26 protein-coding genes and 7 tRNA genes are annotated in these 25,314 nt (G+C 50.3%); 25 read left to right on the top strand and 8 right to left on the bottom strand.

The features are described 5' to 3' along the window. The first annotated feature begins 15 nt into the window (after nt 1-15). The 12 genes from J7445_RS05960 (at nt 16) to J7445_RS12240 (ending at nt 4,045) form a co-directional block, all read left to right on the top strand. Nucleotides 16-504 (top strand): FixH family protein, encoded by a 489-nt coding sequence (locus tag J7445_RS05960; protein WP_425326081.1) that lies wholly within the window; start codon nt 16-18, stop codon nt 502-504. Nucleotides 505-874: 370 nt separating this feature from the next. Then, nucleotides 875-1,420 carry a hypothetical protein gene (locus tag J7445_RS05955; protein ID WP_019270168.1) on the top strand — a complete coding sequence of 182 codons (546 nt, stop codon included), beginning with the start codon at nt 875-877 and terminating at the stop codon, nt 1,418-1,420. A 101-nt stretch (nt 1,421-1,521) separates the two neighbouring features. Then, nucleotides 1,522-2,082 (top strand): CDP-diacylglycerol--glycerol-3-phosphate 3-phosphatidyltransferase, encoded by a 561-nt coding sequence (gene pgsA, locus J7445_RS05950; protein ID WP_019270169.1) that lies wholly within the window; start codon nt 1,522-1,524, stop codon nt 2,080-2,082. 86 nt (nt 2,083-2,168) lie between these two features. Continuing rightward, nucleotides 2,169-2,244 (top strand) — tRNA-Gly (locus tag J7445_RS05945). Between the two features lie 39 nt (nt 2,245-2,283). After that, a tRNA-Gly gene (locus J7445_RS05940) sits at nt 2,284-2,359 on the top strand. A 26-nt stretch (nt 2,360-2,385) separates the two neighbouring features. Continuing rightward, nucleotides 2,386-2,461, top strand: a tRNA-Gly gene (locus tag J7445_RS05935). Nucleotides 2,462-2,483: 22 nt separating this feature from the next. Then, nucleotides 2,484-2,559 (top strand) — tRNA-Gly (locus J7445_RS05930). Between the two features lie 27 nt (nt 2,560-2,586). After that, a tRNA-Cys gene (locus tag J7445_RS05925) sits at nt 2,587-2,660 on the top strand. Nucleotides 2,661-2,670: 10 nt separating this feature from the next. Further along, nucleotides 2,671-2,748 (top strand) — tRNA-Cys (locus tag J7445_RS05920). A gap of 23 nt (nt 2,749-2,771) precedes the next feature. Further along, nucleotides 2,772-2,861, top strand: a tRNA-Leu gene (locus tag J7445_RS05915). Between the two features lie 158 nt (nt 2,862-3,019). Further along, nucleotides 3,020-3,505 carry a tyrosine-type recombinase/integrase gene (locus tag J7445_RS05910; protein ID WP_425326074.1) on the top strand — a complete coding sequence of 162 codons (486 nt, stop codon included), beginning with the start codon at nt 3,020-3,022 and terminating at the stop codon, nt 3,503-3,505. 309 nt (nt 3,506-3,814) lie between these two features. After that, nucleotides 3,815-4,045 (top strand): tyrosine-type recombinase/integrase, encoded by a 231-nt coding sequence (locus tag J7445_RS12240; protein ID WP_029609610.1) that lies wholly within the window; start codon nt 3,815-3,817, stop codon nt 4,043-4,045. A 261-nt stretch (nt 4,046-4,306) separates the two neighbouring features. Here the strand turns inward: J7445_RS12240 and J7445_RS05900 are convergent, their stop codons facing one another. Further along, complete coding sequence (locus J7445_RS05900) at nt 4,307-5,434, bottom strand: PilT/PilU family type 4a pilus ATPase (protein ID WP_003742946.1); 1,128 nt, start codon at nt 5,432-5,434, stop codon at nt 4,307-4,309. A 187-nt stretch (nt 5,435-5,621) separates the two neighbouring features. Here J7445_RS05900 and J7445_RS05895 point away from each other — a divergent pair, with 187 nt between their 5' ends. The 5 genes from J7445_RS05895 (at nt 5,622) to J7445_RS05875 (ending at nt 11,775) form a co-directional block, all read left to right on the top strand. Next, nucleotides 5,622-6,323, top strand: a complete 702-nt coding sequence (locus tag J7445_RS05895) for a 5'-methylthioadenosine/adenosylhomocysteine nucleosidase (RefSeq protein WP_209283322.1) — start codon at nt 5,622-5,624, stop codon at nt 6,321-6,323. Nucleotides 6,324-6,464: 141 nt separating this feature from the next. Then, nucleotides 6,465-8,258: a translation elongation factor 4 gene (gene lepA / locus J7445_RS05890; protein ID WP_002226499.1), complete on the top strand. Its 1,794-nt coding sequence runs from the start codon at nt 6,465-6,467 to the stop codon at nt 8,256-8,258. Then, entirely contained in the window at nt 8,258-9,277 is a 1,020-nt protein-coding gene (gene lepB, locus J7445_RS05885) for a signal peptidase I (protein ID WP_209283321.1), read from the top strand. The genes lepA and lepB overlap by 1 nt, the downstream gene beginning before the upstream one ends. Before the next feature lie 312 nt (nt 9,278-9,589). Then, complete coding sequence (locus J7445_RS05880; protein WP_070679764.1) at nt 9,590-10,474, top strand: DMT family transporter; 885 nt, start codon at nt 9,590-9,592, stop codon at nt 10,472-10,474. A gap of 323 nt (nt 10,475-10,797) precedes the next feature. After that, entirely contained in the window at nt 10,798-11,775 is a 978-nt protein-coding gene (locus J7445_RS05875; protein ID WP_209283320.1) for an ABC transporter substrate-binding protein, read from the top strand. Between the two features lie 83 nt (nt 11,776-11,858). On the opposite strand, the gene J7445_RS05870 is transcribed toward J7445_RS05875, so the two are convergent. Next, nucleotides 11,859-12,047: a hypothetical protein gene (locus J7445_RS05870; protein WP_209283319.1), complete on the bottom strand. Its 189-nt coding sequence runs from the start codon at nt 12,045-12,047 to the stop codon at nt 11,859-11,861. A 66-nt stretch (nt 12,048-12,113) separates the two neighbouring features. Here J7445_RS05870 and J7445_RS05865 point away from each other — a divergent pair, with 66 nt between their 5' ends. The 5 genes from J7445_RS05865 (at nt 12,114) to J7445_RS05845 (ending at nt 16,816) form a co-directional block, all read left to right on the top strand. Further along, nucleotides 12,114-12,818 (top strand): hypothetical protein, encoded by a 705-nt coding sequence (locus J7445_RS05865; protein ID WP_209283318.1) that lies wholly within the window; start codon nt 12,114-12,116, stop codon nt 12,816-12,818. A gap of 190 nt (nt 12,819-13,008) precedes the next feature. Then, complete coding sequence (locus tag J7445_RS05860; protein ID WP_049230919.1) at nt 13,009-13,806, top strand: ABC transporter permease; 798 nt, start codon at nt 13,009-13,011, stop codon at nt 13,804-13,806. Then, complete coding sequence (locus tag J7445_RS05855) at nt 13,806-14,498, top strand: ATP-binding cassette domain-containing protein (RefSeq protein ID WP_209283357.1); 693 nt, start codon at nt 13,806-13,808, stop codon at nt 14,496-14,498. Before J7445_RS05860 ends, J7445_RS05855 begins: the two co-directional genes overlap by 1 nt. Nucleotides 14,499-14,808: 310 nt before the next feature. Beyond that, entirely contained in the window at nt 14,809-15,423 is a 615-nt protein-coding gene (locus J7445_RS05850) for a CadD family cadmium resistance transporter (RefSeq protein WP_070538915.1), read from the top strand. Between the two features lie 295 nt (nt 15,424-15,718). Then, complete coding sequence (locus J7445_RS05845) at nt 15,719-16,816, top strand: NnrS family protein (protein ID WP_209283317.1); 1,098 nt, start codon at nt 15,719-15,721, stop codon at nt 16,814-16,816. 113 nt (nt 16,817-16,929) lie between these two features. Here J7445_RS05845 and yciA read toward each other — a convergent pair whose 3' ends face one another. The 4 genes from yciA to rluD all read right to left on the bottom strand — a co-directional run bounded on the left by yciA (nt 16,930) and on the right by rluD (nt 20,078). Then, nucleotides 16,930-17,367: an acyl-CoA thioester hydrolase YciA gene (gene yciA / locus J7445_RS05840; protein WP_003742967.1), complete on the bottom strand. Its 438-nt coding sequence runs from the start codon at nt 17,365-17,367 to the stop codon at nt 16,930-16,932. A 104-nt stretch (nt 17,368-17,471) separates the two neighbouring features. Then, nucleotides 17,472-18,245, bottom strand: a complete 774-nt coding sequence (gene pgeF, locus J7445_RS05835) for a peptidoglycan editing factor PgeF (protein ID WP_209283316.1) — start codon at nt 18,243-18,245, stop codon at nt 17,472-17,474. Between the two features lie 41 nt (nt 18,246-18,286). Continuing rightward, on the bottom strand, nt 18,287-18,871 hold the full coding sequence (locus J7445_RS05830) for a hypothetical protein (protein ID WP_019270175.1): 585 nt from the start codon (nt 18,869-18,871) through the stop codon (nt 18,287-18,289). 82 nt (nt 18,872-18,953) lie between these two features. Continuing rightward, the gene (gene rluD, locus J7445_RS05825) at nt 18,954-20,078 is read right to left on the bottom strand and encodes a 23S rRNA pseudouridine(1911/1915/1917) synthase RluD (RefSeq protein WP_019270176.1); all 1,125 of its coding nucleotides are present in this window, start codon (nt 20,076-20,078) and stop codon (nt 18,954-18,956) included. Between rluD and J7445_RS05820 the strand changes: the two genes are divergently transcribed. Beyond that, nucleotides 20,077-20,883 (top strand): outer membrane protein assembly factor BamD, encoded by an 807-nt coding sequence (locus J7445_RS05820; RefSeq protein WP_070538918.1) that lies wholly within the window; start codon nt 20,077-20,079, stop codon nt 20,881-20,883. The two genes, rluD and J7445_RS05820, sit on opposite strands and share 2 nt — an antisense overlap. A gap of 110 nt (nt 20,884-20,993) precedes the next feature. Here the strand turns inward: J7445_RS05820 and ilvA are convergent, their stop codons facing one another. Next, the gene (gene ilvA / locus J7445_RS05815) at nt 20,994-22,520 is read right to left on the bottom strand and encodes a threonine ammonia-lyase, biosynthetic (protein ID WP_070655696.1); all 1,527 of its coding nucleotides are present in this window, start codon (nt 22,518-22,520) and stop codon (nt 20,994-20,996) included. Nucleotides 22,521-22,735: 215 nt separating this feature from the next. Here ilvA and J7445_RS05810 point away from each other — a divergent pair, with 215 nt between their 5' ends. Both J7445_RS05810 and J7445_RS05805 read left to right on the top strand, forming a co-directional pair. Beyond that, nucleotides 22,736-23,989 (top strand): D-alanyl-D-alanine carboxypeptidase family protein, encoded by a 1,254-nt coding sequence (locus J7445_RS05810; RefSeq protein WP_209283315.1) that lies wholly within the window; start codon nt 22,736-22,738, stop codon nt 23,987-23,989. 85 nt (nt 23,990-24,074) lie between these two features. Next, nucleotides 24,075-24,737 carry a YecA family protein gene (locus J7445_RS05805; protein WP_209283314.1) on the top strand — a complete coding sequence of 221 codons (663 nt, stop codon included), beginning with the start codon at nt 24,075-24,077 and terminating at the stop codon, nt 24,735-24,737. A gap of 71 nt (nt 24,738-24,808) precedes the next feature. Here J7445_RS05805 and J7445_RS05800 read toward each other — a convergent pair whose 3' ends face one another. Then, a complete protein-coding gene (locus J7445_RS05800; RefSeq protein WP_070635945.1) occupies nt 24,809-25,297 on the bottom strand; it encodes a DUF456 domain-containing protein in 489 nt (162 codons plus the stop codon). Nucleotides 25,298-25,314 lie beyond the last annotated feature (17 nt).

The raw sequence follows: 25,314 nt of genomic DNA, 5'->3' as shown, positions 1-25,314 counted from the left end.
TGGCCGTGGGTGTTGATGGCGGGTCCTATTTTTGTCGTGATTGCCAGTGTCTCCATGTTCTTTGTCGCAAAAGAGCATGCAACCGATTTGGTGACAGACGACTATTACAAAGACGGCAAACACATCGACATCCAGCTTCACCGCGATGAAGAGGCGGTGAAGCGGCATATGCAGGTGCAAGTGCTGATTAGTCCGGATAAAGATGCGGCAAAAGTGTTTGTCAGCGGGGAATTCGATCCCAAGCAGCCTTTGAATCTCCTTTTGATGCACCCGACTAAAAAATCGGAAGACCAAACCGTCAAACTACACCCCGTCGGCGCGGAAGCCCAAAACGGCCGTATGGAGTATGAAGCGACTTTCAAACCCCTGCCGCCGACCAACCACTGGTATCTGCGCGTGGAAGATACCTCGGGTGTTTGGCGGGTGGAAGATAAATGGATAGTCAGTCAAGGCAATGCAATCAATCTGACCCCTATGAACAAATTGTTTGAGAACGCCAATTAGAAGCCGAAAGATTCAGGACAATAGTTTGACAGGCTCAAAAGGTCGTCTGAAAAATTTCAGACGACCTTCATACTGTAAGGTTTGTGATGATGTTGGCGCAAATATAGTGGATTAACTTTAAACCAGGACGGCGTCGCCTCGCCTTAGCTCAAAGAGAACGATTCTCTAAGGTGCTGAAGCACCAAGTGAATCGGTTCCGTACTATCTGTACTGTCTGCTGCTTCGTCGCCTTGTCCTGATTTTTGTTAATCCACTATAAAGCGGGTAGGGGATATGGCAGTATCGCTTGTAAACGTAGCTGAATGAGTGTTAAGGCAGAACAACCGTTTTCAGACGACCTCGGCCTTCATGAAAGTAACAAGGACAAGATATGAGCAAACGCTGGCGCAGGCTAACGGACAACGAAATCAAAATGGCAAAGCTGATTTTTGCCGACAGCATTGATTACGCCCGCGTCAAAATCTATCGCGGCATTCCTTGTCTGCCTACCATACAGGTTGCCGTTTCGCCCAATGGGAACATCTATTTCCCGCGTAATAACTGCCCTGACGACTTCGCCCTTGCTTCCGAGTCCCATCAAATATGGATGATTCATGAATTGACTCATGTTTGGCAGTACCAGCAAGGATTTAAAACCTGGTTGGGCGGATTGTTTTTGTTCGTTAGCGGAGGCTACCGTCGCCGTCGTGCCTATCTCTATCCCAAGCTGTCCGATATTTGTCATTTCAGTATGCTGAATATGGAGCAGCAGGCGGATTTATTGGCGCATTATTACGCGTCGTGTTATCTAAAAGGCAACATATACAACGCCCAAAATCAAACTTTTCAAAGCGTTTTAAAGTCATTTATTGACGACCCGTGCCAAAAAGAATGGCTGCCTCAATGCAGGGTTTATCGAAAAAACAAACGGACTTGAAGGCTTTTGCTGTCTGAAAGATGGTGAAAACATATGCTTTCAGACAGACAAGTCCGTTATAATAGGCAAATTAACTATCATAACCACATCAAAGGTAAATCATGCCTTGGAACATACCGATTTTTCTGACTTGGATGCGCGTTTTGCTGATTCCGGTCTTTACGTTGCTGTTTTTCCTGCCAAAAGGGTGGATTGCACCGGAAACCGTCAATTGGACCGCCGCTATCATCTTTGCACTCGCCGCTGTAACCGATTGGTTTGACGGATTTTTAGCAAGGCTTTGGAAGCAAACCTCCGATTTCGGCGCATTCCTCGATCCCGTTGCGGATAAATTGATGGTAGCGACCGCATTATTGCTGCTGGTCAGCCTTGGTCGTACTTATGTTATCTTCGCCATTATCATCATCGGCAGGGAAATCACCATTTCCGCTTTGAGGGAATGGATGGCGCAAATGGGCAGACGCAGCAGCGTTGCCGTTGCCACCATCGGCAAATTTAAAACCGCCGCGCAAATGGTTGCCATATTTTTATTGCTCTTAGCCTCCAATCAATTTGACAATATTTTTTACCTGACAGGTAACATATTGATGTTTATCGCATCTGTATTAACCCTCTGGTCAATGTTCTATTATCTGAAAATGGCGTGGCAGGAAATCAAATAAAAAATAAAACAAACCCCTTGACGACAAGTTTTAAATCCATAATAATTGCGTCTTCTTCAGAAACAGCAGCAAGAAACAGACATTCGGCGGGAATAGCTCAGTTGGTAGAGCGCAACCTTGCCAAGGTTGAGGTCGCGAGTTCGAGACTCGTTTCCCGCTCCAAGCGAATCCTGTCTTAAGTTGCCCTTCAGTTTCTCCGATGCGGGAATAGCTCAGTTGGTAGAGCGCAACCTTGCCAAGGTTGAGGTCGCGAGTTCGAGACTCGTTTCCCGCTCCACAGTTTAATTTTCAGATGTGTACCATGCGGGAATAGCTCAGTTGGTAGAGCGCAACCTTGCCAAGGTTGAGGTCGCGAGTTCGAGACTCGTTTCCCGCTCCATCCTTAAGGCACATTTGGATATGCGGGAATAGCTCAGTTGGTAGAGCGCAACCTTGCCAAGGTTGAGGTCGCGAGTTCGAGACTCGTTTCCCGCTCCAGTTTGAATACTACCTAGTAGTTTGTTTGGCGAGATAGCAAAGTGGTTATGCAGCGGATTGCAAATCCGTCTACGCCGGTTCGATTCCGACTCTCGCCTCCACTCATTTTATGGCGGGGTGGCAGAGTGTTTATGCTATAAGGGGTGCAACCCTTATACAGGCCGGTTCAAATCCGCGCCCCCGCCTCCAAATTTCAATATAGAACAGTCTGCGCCCGGGTGGTGAAATAGGTAGACACAACGGACTTAAAATCCGTCGGCCCTAAACCGGCCGTGCCGGTTCGATTCCGGCTCCGGGCACCACAACCGCTTTTAGAACGGTTATTTTTTTGTCTATCACAGTCTAACGCCGTAAACCAAAGCCAAGAAAGACAAGGCTTTCCGCTGTTTTCGGTGTCCATATATCATCTAATCCCGTCTAATTCAGCTTAATTGAAGTAACCTAAAATTTACGGTATCTTTTGCGGTATTTGAAAAATACCTCGAAAAAATACCGTAAAAATGAAGCTGAACGACCGCCAAATCAAAAACGCCAAGCTCGCCGAAAACCGTTTAAGCTGAATGACGGCAAGGGCTTGTATCTGTATATCAATACCAGCGGCGGGAAGTTATGGCGGTTTGACTTTTCGCATAACGGCAAACGTAAAACGCTTTCAATCGGCAAATATCCGACCGTATCACTGATAGAAGCCCGCCAAACCGCCGAAAACACCCGCCGCTTACTTGCATCGGGGCAAGATCCCAGCGAAGCCAAGCAACAGGAAAAGCGCGAACGGCAAGCTGCTGTCAGTAATACCTTTCGGAACATTGCCGCCGAATGGCACAAACACCGTGAAACGGGATTGACAGGCAATCACGCCGCCCGTGTATGGGACAGCTTGGAAAAGGACATTTTCCCCACGCTGGGCAGTTTGCCCGTCAGTGAAATCAAAGTTAGCCAAGTATAGCGGATTAAATTTAAATCAGGACAAGGCGACGAAGCCGCAGACAGTACAGATAGTACGGCAAGGCAACGCCGTACTGGTTTAAAGTTAATCCACTATAAAAGAAGTGATTGAAGCGGTGGCAGCAAGGGGAGACTTGAAACGGCGGGGCGGATATTGTAGCGTATCAAGTCTGTTTTCACTTATGTGATACGGACGGAGCGGGCAGAGAACAACCCCGCTGTTCCTTTGGTAGGTTTAATTAAAGCCCCAAAGCAGAAACATCAGCCCGCATTGCCGTAATCCGAGCTGACCGAGTTTTATCGCCTTTTGATGCTGGAACAAGCCGAACAGCAAACAAAAATAGCCATGCAGCTAATCATGCTGACCTTTGTCAGAAATGGAGAGCTTAGGGTGGCGGAATGGCCCGAATTTGATTTAGACGGGGCAGAATGGAGCATACCCGCCGCTAAGATGCAGATGAAAGTCCCGCATATCGTCCCCCTTGCCGATTGGACGCTTGAGCTTTCGGTAGAACTGAAGGAACGAACTGACAGGACATAGCCGTTATCTGTTCCCATCGGTAAAAGACCCTGACAAGCATATGAGTGAAAACAACGCGACGATTTCCTACACAATACCGACACGGCTGTGTAGAAAATCCCCTATAGTTCTGTTGGCTGGATTAATTAAAGCTGTTTGATATGGTTAGAAACCAAAAGGCCTGTGCAAGCCGTTATGCTGTGGACTATGTAATTTAATTAGTTGTTTAAAAGGTCGTCTGAAAAGTAGTTTTCAGACGACCTTTGCTCATTTCGACAACTTTTAAATCAGTTCCAAATCTGGGCCGGCGTTTTGGGCGCGGCGGCTGCGCAGTTGGATATCCAAACGCAGGTCGTGGGCGGAGTCGGCATTTTTAATGGCGTCTTGGAAGCTGATGTCGCCGCGTTCGTACAGCTCGTAGAGCGCTTGGTCGAAGGTTTGCATGCCCATGGCGGTCGATTTTTTCATCATTTCTTTGATGCCGTGGATTTCGCCTTTTTGAATCATCTCGGAAATGATCGGCGAATTGAGCAGGATTTCCACTGCGGCTACGCGGCCCTTGCCGCCTTCGCGGGGAATCAGGCGTTGCGAGATGAAGGCTTGCAGGTTAAGCGACAAGTCGGTCAAAAGCTGGGTGCGGCGCTCTTCTGGGAAGAAGTTGATGATACGGTCGAGCGCCTGGTTGGAGTTGTTGGCGTGCAGCGTGGCGAGACAGAGGTGGCCTGTTTCGGCGAACGCCAAGGCGTAGTCCATGGTTTCGCGGTCGCGAATCTCACCAATCAGGATGACGTCTGGCGCCTGACGCAGGGTGTTTTTCAGCGCGGCAAACCAGTTTTCGGTATCCACGCCGACTTCGCGCTGGGTAATGATGCTTTTTTTGTGTTGATGGACGAACTCAATCGGGTCTTCGATGGTGATGATGTGGTCTTGGCAATTCTCGTTGCGGTGGTCAACCATCGCGGCGAGCGAGGTCGATTTGCCCGAGCCGGTACCGCCGACGAAAATCACGAGGCCGCGTTTTTTCATCACCACGTCTTTCAAGACGGGCGGCAGATTGAGGCTGTCGAAATTCGGGATTTTGCTGGTAATGGAGCGGAACACCAACGCCGTCGCGCCGCGCTGCACCATGGCATTGACGCGGAAGCGACTGGTGTCGGGCAGGCTGATGGCGAAGTTGCATTCGTTGGTGGAGGAAAACTCTTCGATTTGTTTGGTGGACATAATCGAAAAAGCGATTTCCATACATTTTTCGGAGGTCAGCGGCTCGTCGGTAATCGGCGTAATTTTGCCGTCCACTTTCATAGCAGGCGGAAAATTGGTAGTGATAAAAAGGTCGGAGCCTTTGTATTTGTTCATATGGCGCAGCCAAGTGAACAATTCGTCTTTTGCGCTGGGAGGGTTGGTCATCATGATATTGGATAATTTCGGTGGTTATTTTATTGAAATGGATTATATCAAATAAATCATGATACATAAAAATGGCACGATTACCGTATCGGATAATAAGACAGGCGGGCAATATGGCGGATTCAATACGGGTATGGAATGCCGCCGCTGCTGTTATAATACCGCCCACAATTTCATGGAAAGGTAAAAAATGTCTGTACAAACAGTAGCGGTCATCGGTGCGATGGAACAGGAAATCGAGCTTTTGCGCGAGGCGATGGATGATGTCAAAAGCGTGTCTTTCGGTAAGTTTACCGCCTACGAAGGCGAAATGGCGGGCAAGCGCATGGTGTTGGTATTGAGCGGCATCGGCAAGGTCAACGCGGCGGTTTCAACGGCTTGGGTTATCCATCAATTCGCGCCGGACTGCGTCATCAATACCGGCAGCGCGGGCGGGTTGGGCAAGGGTTTGAAAGTCGGCGACGTAGTGGTCGGCACGGAAATCGCGCACCACGATGTCGATGTCACGGCGTTCGGCTATGTTTGGGGACAAGTGCCGCAACTGCCCGCCGTATTCGTTTCAGACGACCTCTTGGTCGGCAAGGCGAAACAAGCGGCGGAAGTGTTTGAAGGTGCGGCGGTAGAGCAAGGCTTGATTGTCAGCGGCGACCGCTTTGTCCACAGCAGCGAAGGCGTGGCGGAAATCCGTAGCCATTTTCCCGAAGTCAAAGCAGTGGAAATGGAAGCGGCGGCGATTGCGCAAGCCTGCCACCAGTTGAACACGCCTTTCGTCGTGATCCGCGCGATGTCCGACTCGGCGGACGAAAAAGCGGACATCAGCTTTGAAGAGTTTTTGAAAACGGCGGCGGCAAGCTCGGCGAAAATGGTGGAAAAGATTGTCGCGTCGCTGTAAAACACGCATAAAATCATGCGGAAACAGTAAATTTCCGCTAGAATGTCAGGCTATTTCACTTTGCCTGAAGGTCGTCTGAACGGTCTATTTGATTTTCAGACGACCTTTTCAGAATCACTGCTTATCTTTCAAAATAGCAATATGAAAAATATCCGAAATTTCTCCATCATTGCCCACATCGACCACGGCAAATCGACGCTTGCCGACCGCTTCATCCAATACTGCGGCGGCTTGGATTTGCGCGAAATGAGTACGCAGGTGCTCGATTCCATGGACATCGAAAAAGAGCGCGGCATCACCATCAAAGCGCAGACCGCCGCGCTCAACTACAAAGCACGCGACGGGCAGGTGTATCAGCTCAACTTGATTGACACGCCGGGACACGTCGACTTCTCTTACGAAGTCTCCCGCTCGCTGTCTGCCTGCGAAGGCGCGCTTTTGGTTGTTGACGCATCGCAAGGCGTGGAAGCGCAAACTGTGGCGAACTGCTACACCGCGATTGATTTGGGCGTGGAAGTCGTGCCTGTCTTGAACAAAATCGACCTGCCCGCCGCCGACCCCGAGCGCGTGGAACAGGAAATCGAAGACATCATCGGCATCGATGCCGTCGGCGCGGTGCAATGTTCAGCCAAAAGCGGCATCGGCGTGGAAGACGTTTTGGAAGAAATCGTTGCCAAAATCCCCGCACCGACCGGCGACGAAAACGCGCCGCTGCAAGCCGTTATCGTCGATTCGTGGTTTGACAACTACGTCGGCGTGGTCATGCTGATTCGAGTGAAAAACGGCACCATCAAGCTGAAAGACAAAGTGCGCTTTATGAGCACCAAAGCGGAAACGCAGGTCGAACAGCTCGGCGTATTCACGCCGAAATCGGTTCAAAAACAAGAACTCAAAGCCGGCGAAGTGGGCTTTTTGATTACCGGTGTGAAAGAATTGGGACAGGCAAAAGTCGGCGATACGGTTACTTTGGTTGCCAACCCCGCTTCTGAGCCGCTGCCCGGCTTCCAAGAAGTGCAAAGCCAAGTATTTGCCGGTCTCTATCCCGTGGAAAGCCACGACTACGAAGCCTTGCGCGACGCTTTGGAAAAATTGCAGCTTAACGATGCTTCGTTGAAATTCGAGCCTGAAGTTTCTCAGGCATTGGGCTTCGGCTTCCGTTGCGGCTTCTTGGGTCTGTTGCACTTGGAAATCGTGCAAGAACGCTTGGAGCGCGAGTTCGACATGGATTTGATTACCACCGCGCCGACGGTGGTTTACGAAGTCGTGTTGAAAAGCGGCGAAAAAATCGAAGTCGAAAATCCGTCCAAACTGCCCGACATCGGCAGCATCGAAACCATTCTCGAGCCGATTATTACCGCGACCATCCTCGTGCCGCAGGAATACGTTGGCAACGTCATGACTTTGTGTAATCAAAAGCGCGGCGTACAGGTCAATATGCAGTACATGGGCCGTCAAGTCATGCTGACTTACGACTTGCCTATGAATGAAGTTGTGATGGACTTTTTCGACAAACTCAAATCCACTTCCCGCGGCTATGCCTCGTTGGACTACCATTTCAAAGAGTTCCAACCGTCTGATTTGATTAAGCTCGACATCATGGTCAACGGCGAAAAAGTCGATGCCCTGAGCCTGATTGTCCACCGTCAAAGCGCGGTTCACCGAGGCCGCGAGCTGGCATCGAAAATGCGCGAACTGATTCCACGCCAAATGTTCGACATCGCCGTCCAGGCCGCCATCGGCAGCCAGATTATCGCCCGCGAAAACGTCAAAGCCCTGCGTAAAAACGTCTTGGCGAAATGTTACGGTGGCGATATTACCCGTAAGAAAAAACTTCTCGAAAAACAAAAAGCAGGCAAACGCCGCATGAAACAAGTGGGCAACGTGGAAATTCCGCAAAGCGCGTTCTTGGCGATTCTGCAAGTGAGCGACAAATAATGAGCACAAATTTAATCTACGGCGCGATTGCCGCCATCGTTATCGGCATTTTCCTCTATTTCATAAGCAGCAAAGAACGTCAGGAAAACGGAGAATGGAGCTCCGGCCTGCAATGGGCGTATCTTTTGTGCATGATCGGCGTCTTCGGCATCCTGTCTTTTTACATGAGCTTTACCGCCGTATTGCTGATATTTGTCGTATTCACCGGCATCGTTTGGGCAATCCACAAAGGTCGTCTGAAAAAAGACCCGTCGCACCAGGACAAAGCCCACTTTACCGACTACATGAGCGGCTTTTTCCCGATCATCCTCGTTGTCTTCATCCTGCGCACCTTTATCGCCGAACCATTCCAAATCCCGTCCAGCTCCATGCGCCCTGGCTTGGTTAAAGGCGACTTCATTCTCGTGAACAAATTCGCCTACGGCATCAGAACCCCGATTATCAACAACGTCCTGATTCCGACCGGACAAATCGAGCGCGGCGACGTCGTCGTGTTCAACTACCCCGTCCAGCCTGAAATGAACTACATCAAGCGCATCGTCGGACTGCCGGGTGATACCGTCGAATACCGCGACAAAGTCCTGACCGTCAACGGACAGGTTGCCCCCGACCAACCGAACGGTATCTACTCCTACCCTGACGATACCGAGCCGTCCGCGATTCATAGCCCCGAACTTTTTCAGACGACCCTCAACGGCAAAAGCTTCAACATCCTGAAAGAGCCCGGACAGCCCACTATCTCGATCCCCGCGCTCGATAAATATCGTATGGAAATCATGCCTGAAAACGGTTATTCCGTAGAGCAAAGCGGTTTGGAACACTGTCAATACGCCGAAGACGGCAGCGGCTTTACCTGCAAAGTACCCGAAGGCCGTTACTTCGCCATGGGCGACAACCGCGACAACAGCGCCGACTCCCGCTACTGGGGCTTTGTGGACGACAAACTTATCGTCGGGAAAGCCTTCTTCGTGTGGATGAACTTCGGCGATTACAGCCGTATCGGCAGCAGTATCCACTAAGTTGCCCGTTTTATTTCGATAAAACCAAAGGTCGTCTGGAAGCTGATTTTCAGACGACCTTTGGCTTTTCGGCGGAATAAATTGAAAGCAGGTTTCCATCATTGCCAATTTATAGTTATCTATGCGGGAAGCGGCTTTATTTTGAAACCCAGCCGGTATGTTAAATTTCTGAAACGTACTGATTTTCCTCAGGAGAAGCCGGAAGGGAAATAAGATATTGCACCTACTTATTATTCTTTCGGATTCGCGTTACCATGCACAATCCTTTTCATCACTTTAAATCCTCATGCCAATCCGTTGCGGAGTAAGTTCATGAATATCCGTTCCGACTCTTATGCTGCACCATTCCTCATCTTCGGCTGCGTCTTATTCGGGCTGGGAAGCCTGATCGTCAGATTCGTCCCCGTAGGCCCGTATGCAGTTGCATTTTGGCGGCTGCTGATTGCGGCGGGCGTGTTTTGGCTGCTCTGCCGTTTTTTCGGGCAAAAGCTGCCTAAAAGGAGAAGGGCGGTCAAATATGCCATGTTGTCCGGCATATTTCTGGCGTTTGATTTGTCATTGTGGCATGAAAGCGTATATGCGGTTGGACCCGGGATTTCCACATTGCTCAACAGCTTACAGATATTTTTCCTGTCCGCCATTGGATTTTTCTTTTTTCAAGAACGCTTGAACAGCCTGCAAGTTTTGAGCCTGATATTGGCGGTTGGCGGGGTGGTCCTAATCGGCAGTCCCGAGTTCAACCACAATGCCCACGCCTTATGGGGCTTTGCCAGCGGAATTGCGTCGGGCGGGCTTTTGGCATTGTCTATGGTGTTCGTCCGCAAAACGCATGAAGTTGAAAGGGTGGCGCTTTTTCCATTGATGATGGTTTTGAGTTTCGGCGGCGCGTTGTCCCTGATTGTTCCTGCGCTGATTTTCGACAGCAACGCCCTATACCCGACGCAATGGCGCGATATAGGCTTAGTCTTGATATACGGCGTAGTCATGCAATGTTTGGCATGGGGGATGATTGCCTATGCAATTCCGCTGCTGTCCCTGTCTTTAACTGGTTTGCTGCTGCTTTCCGAACCCGTTGCCGCTTTACTGATTGATTATTTTTGGTTGGACAAGCCGATTAACACTTTGCAGTGGTTTGGTGTTGTTTTGACTTTGTCAGCGATTTATCTTGGTTCTTTAAAACAAAAAAACACAAATTAAGCCGTATTGGGGAACAAAAGGTCGTCTGAAAACCGTTTTCAGACGACCTTTTATTTCGATATTATTGATAGGCGTAATGCCGAAAAAGATTTGCGTTTCTATATATAAACGGATGTAGGGACAATCGTGCCTTTACTTCCATTTTCTTTAATAGCATAATGAATAAAAATTATTATCAGAATGTGGATGGAAAAACAGAGTTGCGAGTCTAGATAGGCTGTGGTGTGTCCATTCCTATGTTTGGCGCAGCTCAAACCCATCTTAGAGGGATTCTGTTAAACAGCCGGGCTGAAGTCCGCGCTACCTAACCAGGAGATTGGAAAATGGAACTGAAAAGACGTGATTTCTTAAAAATGACCGCCGCGCTGGCTGCGGCAGGCGTTTCGCCTTCGCTGTTGGCGGCGGGGAAAGAGCAATTTACCATTTACGGCGCACCGGCGATGCCCAGCGTCACCATTGCCGTAGCGGCGTTGCAAGGCAAGCTGGCGAAACAGGCTGATGTGTCGCTGAAAATTTGGCGATCTCCCGACCAACTGCGCGCGGGCGTGGCGAGCGGGCAATTTAAAGTGATGATGAGTCCGAGCAATGTCGGCGTGAACCTGCGCAACCAAGGGCAGAAAGTCGGCATGGTGAATATTTTGACCAACGGCATCACGCAGTTGGTCTGTAAAGGCAGCGCAATTGCCTCGCCGCAGGATTTGGTCGGCAAAAAAATCCTCGTGCCGTTTAAAAACGACATGCCCGACATCGTGCTGCAAGCCTTGTTGAAAAAACTGAAAATCGACGAGCACAAAGTCGGCATCACTTACACCGCCACGCCGCCCGAAGCGGTGGGGCTGTTTTTGAGCAAGGATTACCACGCCGCCATCCTGCCCGAACCGATGGCAAGCGCCAGCATGCTCAAAGGCAAAACCATGGGCGTAAACGTCGTGCGCGGCTTTGATTTGGTGAAGGCATGGGGGCAGGCGTTTGACACCAAGCCGCTGATTCCGATGGCGGGCATCATCGCTAACGAGGAATATTTCCACGCACACAAAGCGCAGTTCGACCTCTTCCATCAGGATTTGAAAAACGCGCTCAACTGGATACTCGCCAACCGCCAAAGCGCGGCGAAAATCGGCAAAAACTACCTCCCCGCCCCCGAACCCGCCCTAGTCATGGGCTTGGACGGCGCGCGGCTGACGGTAACCAAAGGCAGCGAAGTGAAGAACGAGATTTTGAAGTTTTACGAAATCCTGATGCAGTTCAACCCGAAACTTCTGGGCGGCAAGCTGCCGGATAACGGGTTCTTCTTGGCTTAAAAGGGGGGAGAGGTCGTCTGAAAAGGGAGTAGTAGTATTGGGGAATCCAATATACCCTTTTCAGACGACCCATCAGATAATAGTTAGAACAGTACACAAAAAGCCGTCATTCCCGCGCAGGCAGGAATCCAGTCTTTGATATTGCAGGAATGTTTTAAAATTGCAGCAACGTCAAACCTCTGGATTCCCGCCTGCGCGGGAATGACGGTGGGTGATAACCGTAGGTTGTCAACCCCAACAAAACCGTTGAACTGTCTGAAATGTTGGGTCATGACCCAACCTACGCTTGCTGTGATGTTTTAGTATCAATGTCTTTTTATTCAAACAGGAGAAGAAAAATGCCTATTCATGATTGCCGTGGTGAAACGACCCGTGTACAGCTTGTTCATGATTTTGAAATTGTACCTTTAGCTCATGTCAGATTATTGAATGGACAAACTAAGGAAAGCTGTGCAGGACCAACTTTAGACAGAGAGTATTATGTTTTTAGTTATCAAAGTTATGCAGATCAAGCCGATGCTGGTACTTTTGTTTGTGGAATAACTGTTGCTAATGACTTTATTAATTTGATACAACGGCAAAATCCAGCAGTAAATCGATTACCTTTATTTGATCCATTGGCAGGTTTTGGTCAAGTTGGAAATGCAAATAATGTAGGTCGTGCAGGAGTTGGAAGAGGTGTTCAACAAGTACCAAACTGGAATCCAATAGCTAAAGAACTCTATGATGCAATAGGTATGATTTGTCTTATGTGGAATTTGGATAATGTTAGCGGAGCATTAGAAAGTGTATTGTTTAATTTAGTTAGCAATCCTACGCAGGTGCCTGATAATTCAGATATACGTAGTATAAATACTATTATTTCAAACCACTTTAATATTAATGTAGGTAATCAGCGCGTAGCCAGATTAGCTTTATGTTTTCAAAGGTTTATGGTTGATAATGGAGTACATAATCCTCCATTAATACAGTTCTTTAATTTAACGACACATTTTACTCAACATGTTGCTAATAGACGGAATCCTGTTCCTTACTTTAATTAGTAATCGTAGGTTGGTTTAGCAGCAGTCGTAACCCGACGAAACCCCGAAATCCCAAACCAAGGTCGTCTGAAAAACACTATTTGGGAAATCAAACCGTTTCGTTGGGTTACGGTGTTCCGTCTAACCCAATCAACCATTTTTCAGACGACCTATCGGCCCCAAACCATCCCCATCAACCAACACCCAAACCATGATTAAAACCGACAAAATCCGCAAACCGCAGCCTGCGGTGTTTTACATCATCGACTACCTTTGGAGCGGCTTTGCCGGTCTAAGCGTGGCGATGGTGGTGGTGGCGTTGTGGGCGTGGGGCAGCGCTGTGTTCGGTGAGTTTATGCTGCCAGCGCCGGTGGAAGTGTTTCAAAAGTCATTGGATTTATTGAAACATTTTCAGGAAAACGAAATCGGGATTTCGCTGTGGCGGTCGGTGGTGGGAATTTCGGTTGCTTTGGTAGCAGGACTAGCGGCGGGGCTGGTGGCGGGTAGTTTTAAGACGGCGATGGCGTTGCTTAAGCCTGTGATTACGATTTTGTTGGCGATGCCGCCGATTATTTGGGTGGTGATGGCTCTGTTTTGGTTCGGTTTCGGCAATCCGAGCGTGTTGTTTACCATCATTGTGTTGGTTGCGCCGCTGACGTTTGCGAGTGCGGCGGTCGGGATGGCGAGCGTGAACAAGCAGCATGAGGAGTTGTTTGACGCTTATAAATTAGGCCGCCTGAAAAAAATCCGTTATCTGTATATCCCGCATCTGACGGGTTATGTGATTTCCAGCATCGGCGTGGCGGTGGCGATGGGGGTGAAGGTGGTGATTATGGCGGAACTCTTGGGCGCGAGCGAAGGCGTGGGCGCGCGGATTGCGGATGCGAGGGCGATGCTGGAGACTTCGACGGTGATGGCTTATGTGGTGTTGGTTATCGTGTTTGTGTCGCTGTTTGAATACCTGATTACCAAGCCTTTGGAAATTTTGTTTATGCCGTGGAGGAGATGATGCTCTGTCTTGAAAACGTGCGTTTTGAAATTCTCCGCGACCCCATCGTGCGCGATTTCAGTTTGAACCTGCAACATGGCGAAGTGAAGGCTTTGTTCGGGCCGAGCGGCTGCGGCAAGACGACGGTTTTGCGGCTGATTGCGGGTTTGGAAACGCCGAAATCGGGCACGATACGCAATACTTTCCGCAAAACGGGTTTTCTGTTTCAGGAAAACCGCCTGCCGGAAAACTTGACCGCGATGCAGAATATCGCTATTTTTATGGACAAACCCGATGAAGGCGAAATCGTCGCGCTGGCGGCGAAAGTCGGGCTGACTGCGGGCGATTTGAACAAATATCCGACCGAATTGTCCGGCGGCATGGCGAAACGGGTAGCATTTTTGCGCCTGCTGCTGTGTGGTTGCGACCTTGCTTTGCTGGACGAGCCGTTTGTCGGTTTGGACCGCGATTTACGCGATATTTTGGTTGCCATGCTGGTGGAAAAAATCGAGCGGCAGGGCATGGCGTGTATGCTGGTAACGCATGACCGATTCGAAGCCGCGCGCCTGAGCCATGAAATCATGCTGCTTTCCACTAAGGGCATGAACGTGCAAAACGTGATAACCCTGCCCACGCCGTTGTCCGAACGCGATTCGGCTTTTGAAGAGGCAGTCGTGGCAAGGGAGTTTCAGGGGATTCATTATTATGAGTGATAAGGGGATCTGAGTATCTGACAAACCTTGCGGTTCGTTACCCTCTCCCTAACCCTCTCCCACGGGGAGAGGGTAACAGGTTGCTGAAAATCAGAGAGTGCAGGATTGGGAATCAGATGTCAGGTAAACCTGAAAATGTTAGGGTTTGGCAGCCCGATTCCCTCTCCCCGTGGGAGAGGGCTAGGGAGAGGGCAAGCAAGCCGCAGGCTTGCCTCTTTAGCGAAAGATACGAATCTGTTATCCGAACGCGATTCGGTTTTTGAAAAAGCCGTGGTGCCAAGGGGGCAGGGGATTCATTATGAGGTGCTTTATGTTTTCGACTGTGATTACTGCTGCTGTTTTATATATTGCTACAGCAGTAGATTTGTTGGTAATACTATTAGTATTTTTTGCTAGAGCAAATACTAGAAAAGAATATCGAGATATTTATATCGGACAATATTTAGGTTCTGTAATTTTAATATTAGTTAGTTTATTTCTAGCTTTTGTTTTGAATTATGTTCCGGAAAAATGGGTGTTGGGTTTATTAGGTTTAATACCGATTTACTTAGGTATTAAAGTTGCTATTTACGACGATTGTGAGGGCGAAAAAAGAGCTAAAAAAGAATTGGATGAAAAAGGGTTGTCAAAATTAGTCGGTATTGTTGCTTTGGTTACAGTTGCTAGTTGTGGTGCAGATAATATTGGACTTTTTGTTCCTTACTTTGTGACTTTAGATCTTGTCGACTTATTAGTTACTCTTCTTGTATTTTTAATATTGATTTTTGTTTTAGTATATACAGCACAAAGATTGGCTAATATTTCAGGTGTTGGTGAAATTGTAGAGAAGTTTAGTCGTTGGATAATGGCTGTTATTTATATTGGTTTAGGGTTATTTATTATTATTGAAAATCATACAATTCAAACAATAATATCAATAATATGAATGATACGGGCATTTGAGTATCTGACAAACCTTGCGGTTCGTTACCCTCTCCCTAACCCTCTCCCACGGGGAGAGGGAATCAAGTTGCTGAAAATCAAAGAGTGCAGGATTGGGAATTAGATGGCAGGTAAACCTGAAAATGTTCGGACTCGACAGCCCAATTCCCTCTCCCCGTGGGAGAGGGCTAGGGAGAGGGCAAGCAAGCCGCAGGCTTGCCTCTTTGGCAAAAGATACGGCCCTGTCCGCCCAATAAATCCGTATCCGAAAGCATCTTCATGCAGAATTAAGCCAAGCCATGAATAAATTTTTCACCCACCCCATGCGGCCGTTTTTTGTCGGCGCGGCGGTGCTTGCCATACTTGGCGCGTTGGTGTTTTTCATCAGTCCCGCCGCCATCGTCCTGCACCGCCAAATCTTCTTAGAACTCATGCTGCCTGCGGCATACGGCGGTTTTCTGACTGCCGCCATGCTCGAATGGACGGGTTATAAAGGTCGTCTGAAACCCGTTGCCACCGTCTTGGCGGCGCTGTTGCTTGCCGCATCCGTCCTGCTGCCGTTTTCGCCGCAAACCGCTTCGTTTTTCGTCGGTGCTTATTGGCTGGTGTTGCTGCTGTTCTGCACCTGGCTGATTTGGCTCGACCGCAACACCGACAATTTCGCCCTGCTGATGCTGCTTGCCGCGTTCACCGTTTTTCAGACGGCCTATGCCGTCAGCGGCGATTTGAACCTGTTGCGCGCGCAAGTGCATTTGAACATGGCGGCGGTCATGTTTGTATCCGTCCGCGTCAGTGTCCTTTTGGGCGCGGAAGCCCTTAAAGAATGCCGTCTGAAAGACCCCGTATTCATCCCCAACGTCGTCTATAAAAACATCGCCATCACCTTCCTGCTGCTGCACACCGCCGCTGAACTTTGGCTGCCCACGCAGACCGCCGGTTTTACCGCATTCGCCGTCGGTTTCATCCTGCTCGCCAAGCTGCGCGAACTGCACCATCACGAACTCCTGCGCAAACACTACGTCCGCACTTATTACCTGCTCCAACTCTTTGCCGCCGCAGGTTATCTGTGGACAGGCGTGGCGAGACTGCAAAACCTGCCCGCCTCCGCGCCCCTGCACCTGATTACACTCGGCGGCATGATGGGCGGCGTGATGATGGTGTGGCTGACTGCCGGACTGTGGCACAGCGGTTTTACCAAACTCGACTACCCGAAACTCTGCCGCATCGCCGTCCCCATCCTCTTCGCCGCCGCCGTCTCGCGTGCTGTTTTAATGAACGTGAACCCGATATTCTTCATCACCGTCCCCGCGATTCTGATCGCCGCCGTGTTCGTGCTTTATCTGTTGACATTCGTACCGATTTTTCGGGCGAATGCGTTTACGGACGATCCGGAGTGAGAGTTTCTGCTTCATCCTGTCAGTCAATAGCAAATCCTGTATCGCCTTAAGTCAAAAGGTCGTCTGAAAATCTCCAATATGGGTTTTCAGACGACCTTTGCTTAAATCAGGGTTTAAATCAGACCTTGCAGTTTCGGGTTGCCTTCTTTTGGAATAGGGCGCGTGTTGCCTTCGCTGTCGATGGCGACGTAGGTGAAGACGGCTTCGGTAACGAGTTGGCGGTCTTCAGTCAGGTGGTCGTTCATCAGCGTTTTCACCCAAACTTCGATTTTCAGTTGCAGCGAAGTATTGCCCACGCGCACGCAGCGTCCGTAGCAGCAAACCACGTTGCCCACTTTAACGGGGCGGATGAAGTTCATTTCCTGAACGGCGACGGTAACGATGCGGCCTTGCGCGATTTCCGCTGCCAAAATGCCGCCGCCCAAATCCATTTGCGACATAATCCAGCCGCCGAAAATATCTTGGTTGGGATTGGTGTCTTGCGGCATGGCGACGGTGCGCAGCAAAAGCTCGCCTTGAGGGTGGGAACGGTGTTCGTTTTTTTGAGTCATGAGAATATCCTTTTGAGCGGTGCAGATTGGGGTGGATTTGAATGTTGGCGGATTGTGTCTTACAAAGGTCGTCTGAAAGAGGATAGGGCGTTTCAGACGACCTTTTATGCCTGTTCCAACCAAATCAGGCTGACCATGCGGCCGGTTTGTCCGTCGCGGCGGTAAGAGAAGAAAGTGTCGCGTTCCAAGACGGTGCAGTGTGTGCCGCCGTAAATCATATCCACACCTTCGCGGCGCAGAACCAAACGTGCCAGCGCGTAGATGTCAGCAAGATACTTACCGCCGCCGATGTCTTCGAATGCGTCCGCCGCTTCGGGCATGGGCGTACAAAATGCGTCGAATACGTCTTGTCCGACTTCGAAAGCATCCGCGCCGATGGCAGGGCCGAGATATGCCATGATTTCGACGGGCGCAACATTCATCGCGGCTATGGTGTTTTGCAGCACGCCGCCCGCCAAACCGCGCCAGCCGGCGTGTGCGGCAGCGACGACCGTCCCGGCTTTATCGCAGAACAAGACAGGTAGGCAGTCGGCAGTCATCGCGGCGCAGGCGGCTTTGCCCGTGTTGTCCACCGAAGCGTCGGCGTTGGGCGCGTTACCCAATGCGTCGGCAGCGTTGACAACGATGGTGCTGTGGATTTGATTGAGATAGGCAACGGGCAGCCCGACCTGTTCATGCACGATTTCACGGTTGCGGCGCACGGCATCAGGATCATCGCCGACGTGCGAACCGAGGTTCAAACTTTGATACACACCTTGGCTCACGCCGCCGTTGCGTGTGGTAATCAGGGTTTTCACGTTGGCAGGCGCAGGCCAGTCGGCAGTCAGGAAATTTTTGCCTTGCGGGGCGAGGTTTAAGGTTTCTGTGATGGTTTTCATGGTATGTCGGGAACGGGTTTTCAGTCAGCTGGAGTTAAGATTTATTCATTTGTTTCATATTTTTCCCGAATATTTAAATTAAGGAATATTAATGTGTAATAAATAGATAGAACTAATGTCATTCTAGGTTCAGATGTTTTTATTTTATTTAGAAATTTAAAGAGACCACTTTCTTCAGAATGATCTGGGAGACTGAATTTATCCAAAAAATGCTTATGAAATGGAATAAGCGGTTCGACATCTGATTTAATAAAGCTCAAAATGCTTTCTAATCTTGTGTAATCAATTTGACCATTAATCCGGTGAGCGAGCCGATTCCTGATAGTATTTACATTTGCGAATATATTGTATCCCCAGTCAGGCAGTTTTAAAGACTTAGCCATTTTTAATTTATGATCAAAACTGATAGTGATTTTTTGCTCTTCGCTATTCCCTTTTTCTTGAAACCAAAACATTTTTTCTTGGTTGCAAAAGCTGCATATGTAAATCTCTAAAAACTGCTCACAAATTAAATGTATTCTTAGGACTGCTCCAATTTCATCATCAGTGTCTCGGATCTGATCAAGTATTTCTTTATTTTCTTGAAATAATTGAAGATACAATCTGTCAAACATTTCTATATTCATATTTGATCTGCTATTTTGTTAACTTGAACAGAATATTGTTTTCAGACGACCTTCTGCATGAAGGTCGTCTGAAAACACCTATTTAATCCCTCACATAAACCACTTCGACATCGTAGTCGTCTTCGTTCCAATCATCGTCGTCATCCGTGCCGAGTTTGTCCTGCCATTCTTCTTCGTTGCTCAAAGACGAATCTAAGCCTGCTTCAAGACGCAGGACGGAGAGTAAGTGATACATATCGTCGGGGATTGGGGCTTCGAATGAAACGGTTTCGCCGGTTTTCGGATGGACGAAACTTAAGCGGTAGGCATGCAACGCCTGACGCGCGCCCAGACTTTTGACGGCTTCTTTTACCGGTTCGCTGCACGGATGGCGCAGATTTCCGTAAACGGGGTCGGCGGCAAGCGGGTGGTTGGCTTCGCGCATATGGACGCGGATTTGATGCGTCCTGCCTGTTTCGAGCGAGCATTCGATGTAGCTGTGGGCAAGATAGCGTTCCAACACTTTGACATGGGTAACGGCAGGTTTGCCGCCGAATTTGACGACTGCCATTTTCAGGCGGTTGTGCGGATCGCGTCCGATTTGGGTTTCGATTTTGCCGTCAAAGGGGACGATGCCGTTGGCGACAGCGCGGTAGATGCGTTTGACTGTGCGTTCTTGAAGCTGTTGCACGAGGGAATTTTGCGCAGGCAGTGTTTTGGCGACTACCATCAGACCGCTGGTTTCTTTGTCTAGCCTGTGGACAATGCCCGCGCGCGGAATCTGGCTCAATTCGGGACAATGCGCCAGCAGGCCGTTGAGCAGCGTCCCCGTCCAGTTGCCTGCGGCGGGGTGGACGACCAGTCCGGCGGGTTTGTTGACGACAATGACGGTATCGTCTTCGTACACAATATCCAAATCCATCGCTTCAGGTTTGAATGCGAGATTCTCTTCGCTCGGACGTACCGTTACGCTGACGGATTCTCCGCCTATCATTTTGTCTTTGGGTTGGGCAGGCTTATCGTTTACAATAACCGCGCCTTCTTTAATCCACGATGTCAGGCGGCTGCGCGAATAATCAGGCATGAGCTTTGCCAACACAGCATCCAGCCGCCCGCCCGCAAGCTCCAGCGGAACAGTCAAATTAACACAACTTTCTGCTTCGGGGGCTGACGTAAAGTCTAAATCGTCGCTATAATCGGCTTCATTATCAAAGGAAGTATTCTGCATGAAAAAAATTCTTTTAGTAGTTTCGTTAAGTCTGGCACTCGGTGCCTGTGCAAGCAATAAAGGTACGGTCGATAAAGACGCGCAAATCACACAAGATTGGAACGTGGAAAAACTCTATGCCGAAGCGCATGACGAGTTGAACAGCAGCAATTATACGCGAGCCATCAAGTTATACGAAATTTTAGAATCCCGCTTCCCCAACGGCCGCTACGCGCAACAGGCGCAACTGGATACCGCATACGCCTATTACAAAGACGACGAGCCTGAAAAAGCCCTCGCCGCCATCGACCGCTTCCAGCGCCATCACCCGCAACATCCGAATATGGATTACGCGCTTTACCTCAAAGGCTTGGTTTTATTCAATGAAGACCAATCCTTCCTCAACAAACTCGCTTCTCAAGACTGGTCCGACCGCGACCCTAAAGCCAACCGCAGCGCATACCAAGCATTTGCCGAATTGGTACAACGCTATCCGGAGAGCAAATACGCAGCCGACGCAACCGAGCGCATGGCAAAACTGGTGGACGCATTGGGCGGTAACGAAATCTCCGTTGCCCGCTACTACATGAAACGCGGCGCCTACCTTGCCGCTGTTAACCGTGCCCAAAAAATCGTCGAGCGTTACCAAAACACCCGCTACGTAGAAGAATCGCTCGCCATGATGGAGCTTGCCTACAAGAAACTGGAAAAACCCCAACTCGCCGCCGACACCCGCCGCGTCTTGGAAACCAACTTCCCGCAAAGCCCCTTCCTGCAACACCAATGGCAGCCAAACGACATGCCTTGGTGGCGCTACTGGCGTTAAGGACATCAAATTCAGGATGGTTGATACGGATTCGTGTCGGTTGTCCGAAAGATGAAAGGTCGTCTGAAACCATAAAAAGAGTTTCAGACGACCTTTATTTTGCCTTCCTATCAAGCAAGGAACAGGCGGTATGCGGCGTTTTGGGTTTCGTCCTGATAGCTGTAACCGAGGCTTTCGAGGAAGTTTTCAAATGCTTCATCGTCGGTGGACGGGACGTCGATGCCGACGAGAATGCGGCCGTAGTCGGCGCCGTGGTTGCGGTAGTGGAAGAGGGTAATGTTCCAGCCGCCCTGCATATGGTTGAGGAAGCGGGCGAGTGCGCCGGGGCGTTCGGGGAACTCGAAGCTGATTAGGCGTTCGTGGGCGACTTTTGTTGTGCGTCCGCCGACCATGTAGCGGATGTGGATTTTGGAGATTTCGTCGTCGGTCAAATCGACATTGGGCAGCCCGGCTTCGGTCAGTTGGCTGCTGATGACGGCAAGGTCTTGGGAACCTGCGGTTTGCAGGCCGACGAAGATGTGGGCTTTTTGGTCGTCGCCGTAGCGGTAGTTGAACTCGGTGATGTTGCGGCTGCCGAGCAGGTTGACGAATTTGAGGAAACTGCCGCGCTCTTCAGGGATGGTAACGGCGAAAATGCCTTCGTTGCCTTCGCCCAATTCGCTGCGTTCGGAAACGTGGCGCAGGCGGTGGAAATTCATGTTGGCGCCGCTGGTGACGGCGACGAGGGTTTGGTTTTGGATGCGGTTGCGGGCGGCATAGGTTTTCAAGCCGGCAAGGGCGAGCGCGCCGGCGGGTTCGGTGATGCTGCGGGTGTCGTCGAAGATGTCTTTGATGGCGCCGCAGATGGCGTCGGTGTCAACGGTGATGATGTCGTCCAAGAGATCGCGGCAGAGGCGGAAGGTTTCTTCGCCGACGACTTTGACGGCGGTACCGTCGGAGAAGAGGCCGACGTCTTTGAGGCTGACGACTTTTCCGGCTTCGACGGATTGTTTCATGCAGCAGGAGTCGTGTGTTTGCACGCCGATGACTTTGATGCTCGGTCGGACTTGTTTGACGAACGCGGCAACGCCTGCCGCGAGCCCGCCGCCGCCGATGGGGACGAAGATGGCGTGGATGTCGTCGGGACGTTGGCGTACGATTTCCATGCCGACGGTGCCTTGACCGGCAATCACGTCGGGGTCGTCAAAAGGGGCGATGTAGGTCAGTTTTTCTTTTTCTGCCAATTCCATCGCGTAATCATAGGCATCGTTGTAGGAAACGCCTTTGAGGACGACTTCGCCGCCGCGGCTTTTGACGGCGTCGATTTTGATTTGGGGCGTGGTTTCGGGCATGACGATGACGGCGCGGCAGCCTAGACGCTGTGCCGAAAGTGCGACGCCTTGTGCGTGGTTGCCCGCGCTGGCAGCGATCACGCCGCAGGCGAGCGCTTCTTTGGGCAGCTTCGCCATTTTGTTGTACGCACCGCGGATTTTGAAGGAAAACACGGGTTGCAGGTCTTCGCGTTTGAGCAGGACGTTGTTGTTCAGACGACCTGACAGTCCGATGGCGGGTTCGAGCGGGGTTTCGACGGCAACGTCGTAAACGGAGGCGGTCAGGATGCGGATGAGGTAATCGGAATAAGATGGGCGGTTGTTCATGGTTTTGTGTGCCGGAGGATTATTTTCAAAAGGAGTGTCCGCCGTCCGCGTCAAACTTTGTCAACAAAACGGCGGAAAGGTAAAACCATACCCTCGAGGTCGTCTGAAATCAAGAAAAATCTTAGCAAAGCGAAGATGGGGCGGTATAATGACTGCCTTTTGTGCCAAACCGCACGACGCGGTTGTTTTTATTTCTATTTCCGCACCACATTCCAATGAAAAAAACATTATCCGTATTGATCGCGGCGATGATGATTGCCGCCGCGCAAGCCGCGCCGCAAGCGGCTAAAAACAACGCAGCCCCCGCAGTTGCCGCTTCCGAGCCGGCTCCTGCCGCCGCATCCCAGCCCGAAGCCATGATGCCCAGCATCAACAGCCCCGATGCGCCGCCTGCCATTGCCGCTGCCGCCTACATCGTTACCGATTTGCAAAGCCATCAAGTGCTTGCCTCCAACAATATCGACACGCAGATCGAACCGGCTTCGCTGACCAAAATGATGACCGCCTACCTCACGTTCAAGGCTTTGGAAAACGGCACATTGCGCGCCGACCAAATGCTGACCGTGTCTGACGCAGGCTGGAAAATCGAAGGCTCGCGGATGTTCCTCAATCCCAAAGTCCCCGCCAGCGTGAGTGATTTGATTAAAGGCATGATTGTCCAATCCGGCAACGATGCTGCCACCACGCTTGCCGAAGCCATGGGAGGAGGCTCGGTGGACGTGTTCGTCCAACAAATGAACGAAGAAGCCAAGCGTTTGGGCATGACCAAAACCCACTTTAAAAACCCGACAGGATTGGCTACCGAAGGCCACGTTTCCACCGTCGGCGATTTAGCCATTTTGTCCGCCGCGCTGATACACGATTATCCGAAATACTATCCCGTATTTTCGATTAAATCTTTCAAATACAACAATGTCGAACAGCCAAACCGCAACCTCCTGCTCTACCGCGACACCAGTGTGGACGGCCTGAAGGCAGGACATTCCGAAAGCGCAGGCTACAACCTTGCCGCCTCCAGCAAACGTAACGGCAGACGCATCGTGTCCATCGTCGTAGGCACTGAGTCCACCGAAGCCCGCGCTTCCGAAAGCGGCAAACTGCTCAACTGGGCATTGCAGGCATTCGACACGCCCAAGCTCTACAACAGCGGCGAAATCATTTCTAAGGTCAAAGTTTATAAAGGCAGCAGCAAATCGGTGAACGTCGGCTTCCTGGAAGACGTGTACATCACTATTCCCCACAATGCCGGACAAAACATCAAACCGATTTTAGAAACCGTCCAGCCCGTTGTCGCCCCGATACGCAAAGGCCAAAGCTTGGGCAAACTCAAAATTGTCAAAGACGGTAAAGTCATTACCGAGAAAAACGTCGTAGCCCTCCATTCCGTTGAAGAAGGCAGCTGGTTCAGACGGATGTGGGATGATATCGTATTGTGGTTCAAAGGCTTGTTCGGCAGTAGTTCGAAATAGGCCGGGTTGATGAAAAGGTCGTCTGAAAATGGTTTCCAGACGGCCTTTCGGATAACGGATACATCATTGAAAATAAGGAAAAACCATGCAATTACAAGCATTTGACGAAGCATCCCGCGTGCGCCTGATACAGCTGCTCGATGCCAAATCGGAACAACACAACACCATGCGCTGCGATGAGGTACAGGCATTTATGATGGCTTTGTTGAGTGGTCCCGATGCCTTGAATCCGAACGATTGGCTGCCTGAAGTGTTGGGTGAAGAATCATTGTTTGACGCGAAAGAGCGTACCGAAATCGAGCGTTTGGTGATGGCGCTGGCGGCTGATTTGCGTATCAAGCTCGTCAGTAAAATGTTGCCCGATTTGTGGCTTTACGAAGATGCAGCAGGCAATCCCGACGTGTACACTTGGTGTAACGCCTATCTGTATGCCTTGGATGTCGTGCCGACCGATTGGTTTGAAGCGGTCGATCAGGAGGAGTTTGAAGACCTGTTCTATCCGATCATGGCTTTGGGCGGCATTTATGATGAAGAGCAAAACGGCGAAATCATTTTGCACCTGACTGAAAAAGAACTCTCACAGCTCGAATCCGACTTGCCGCACGTCCTGCTCGATATTTACTGGTATTGGCAGGCAATTATCAACAAACCGCAAACCGTACGTCGCGAAGGCGAAAAAATCGGGCGAAACGATTCTTGTCCCTGCGGGAGCGGTAAAAAATACAAAGCTTGTTGCGGTAAGGGATAACTTTCCGATCAGGTAAAAAATCAAAAGGTCGTCTGAAAAAAGGTTTTCAGACGACCTTTACAATGATCAGGTTAAAACCAGCTTGCCGCCCATATAACGAGCAGGGTCATTACAATCGTCAAGGCGCAACCGATTTTGGCGACCGTACCGATGATGAAGCCGATAAACGTCCCCAGCCCGACTTTGCCCGCCTGCCACATATCGCGGCGCGCCAAGAATTCCCCGGTACCCGCGCCGATGAGCGGACCGAACAACAGCCCGGGAATGGAGAAAAACGCGCCGACAATACCGCCGATTAGCGCTCCCCAAACTGCTGTTTTACTGGCTCCCGTATATTTTGCCCCTAATGCGCCTGCGACATAATCCATCGCCGTGCCGATAGCGGCGACAACGGCGAGAAAAATTAGAGTATTTGTACCGTAAATCTGATAATCGCCGGCATAGGCAAGCAGCCATGCGCCGCCGAACATCAATCCCAATCCGGGAATAGCGGGATAAACCGTGCCGAGCAGTCCGACACAGATGGCGATTAAACCGAGCAGGATGAAAATGGCAGTCATAACAGTCCTTTTTTGAT

Source organism: Neisseria sicca (genome assembly GCF_017753665.1).
Lineage (GTDB): Bacteria > Pseudomonadota > Gammaproteobacteria > Burkholderiales > Neisseriaceae > Neisseria > Neisseria flava.
Note: the sequence above shows the minus strand (reverse complement) of the source record. Positions and strands in the feature narration are given on the sequence as shown.

Coding starts and splice junctions, on each gene's coding strand:
- J7445_RS05960 (WP_425326081.1), top strand. CDS start 16: ATGGCGGGTCCTATTTTTGTCGTGATTGCCAGTGTCTCCATGTTCTTT.
- J7445_RS05955 (WP_019270168.1), top strand. CDS start 875: ATGAGCAAACGCTGGCGCAGGCTAACGGACAACGAAATCAAAATGGCA.
- pgsA (WP_019270169.1), top strand. CDS start 1,522: ATGCCTTGGAACATACCGATTTTTCTGACTTGGATGCGCGTTTTGCTG.
- J7445_RS12240 (WP_029609610.1), top strand. CDS start 3,815: ATGCTGGAACAAGCCGAACAGCAAACAAAAATAGCCATGCAGCTAATC.
- J7445_RS05900 (WP_003742946.1), bottom strand. CDS start 5,434: ATGATGACCAACCCTCCCAGCGCAAAAGACGAATTGTTCACTTGGCTG.
- J7445_RS05895 (WP_209283322.1), top strand. CDS start 5,622: ATGTCTGTACAAACAGTAGCGGTCATCGGTGCGATGGAACAGGAAATC.
- lepA (WP_002226499.1), top strand. CDS start 6,465: ATGAAAAATATCCGAAATTTCTCCATCATTGCCCACATCGACCACGGC.
- lepB (WP_209283321.1), top strand. CDS start 8,258: ATGAGCACAAATTTAATCTACGGCGCGATTGCCGCCATCGTTATCGGC.
- J7445_RS05880 (WP_070679764.1), top strand. CDS start 9,590: ATGAATATCCGTTCCGACTCTTATGCTGCACCATTCCTCATCTTCGGC.
- J7445_RS05875 (WP_209283320.1), top strand. CDS start 10,798: ATGGAACTGAAAAGACGTGATTTCTTAAAAATGACCGCCGCGCTGGCT.
- J7445_RS05870 (WP_209283319.1), bottom strand. CDS start 12,047: ATGACCCAACATTTCAGACAGTTCAACGGTTTTGTTGGGGTTGACAAC.
- J7445_RS05865 (WP_209283318.1), top strand. CDS start 12,114: ATGCCTATTCATGATTGCCGTGGTGAAACGACCCGTGTACAGCTTGTT.
- J7445_RS05860 (WP_049230919.1), top strand. CDS start 13,009: ATGATTAAAACCGACAAAATCCGCAAACCGCAGCCTGCGGTGTTTTAC.
- J7445_RS05855 (WP_209283357.1), top strand. CDS start 13,806: ATGCTCTGTCTTGAAAACGTGCGTTTTGAAATTCTCCGCGACCCCATC.
- J7445_RS05850 (WP_070538915.1), top strand. CDS start 14,809: ATGTTTTCGACTGTGATTACTGCTGCTGTTTTATATATTGCTACAGCA.
- J7445_RS05845 (WP_209283317.1), top strand. CDS start 15,719: ATGAATAAATTTTTCACCCACCCCATGCGGCCGTTTTTTGTCGGCGCG.
- yciA (WP_003742967.1), bottom strand. CDS start 17,367: ATGACTCAAAAAAACGAACACCGTTCCCACCCTCAAGGCGAGCTTTTG.
- pgeF (WP_209283316.1), bottom strand. CDS start 18,245: ATGAAAACCATCACAGAAACCTTAAACCTCGCCCCGCAAGGCAAAAAT.
- J7445_RS05830 (WP_019270175.1), bottom strand. CDS start 18,871: ATGAATATAGAAATGTTTGACAGATTGTATCTTCAATTATTTCAAGAA.
- J7445_RS05820 (WP_070538918.1), top strand. CDS start 20,077: ATGAAAAAAATTCTTTTAGTAGTTTCGTTAAGTCTGGCACTCGGTGCC.
- rluD (WP_019270176.1), bottom strand. CDS start 20,078: ATGCAGAATACTTCCTTTGATAATGAAGCCGATTATAGCGACGATTTA.
- ilvA (WP_070655696.1), bottom strand. CDS start 22,520: ATGAACAACCGCCCATCTTATTCCGATTACCTCATCCGCATCCTGACC.
- J7445_RS05810 (WP_209283315.1), top strand. CDS start 22,736: ATGAAAAAAACATTATCCGTATTGATCGCGGCGATGATGATTGCCGCC.
- J7445_RS05805 (WP_209283314.1), top strand. CDS start 24,075: ATGCAATTACAAGCATTTGACGAAGCATCCCGCGTGCGCCTGATACAG.
- J7445_RS05800 (WP_070635945.1), bottom strand. CDS start 25,297: ATGACTGCCATTTTCATCCTGCTCGGTTTAATCGCCATCTGTGTCGGA.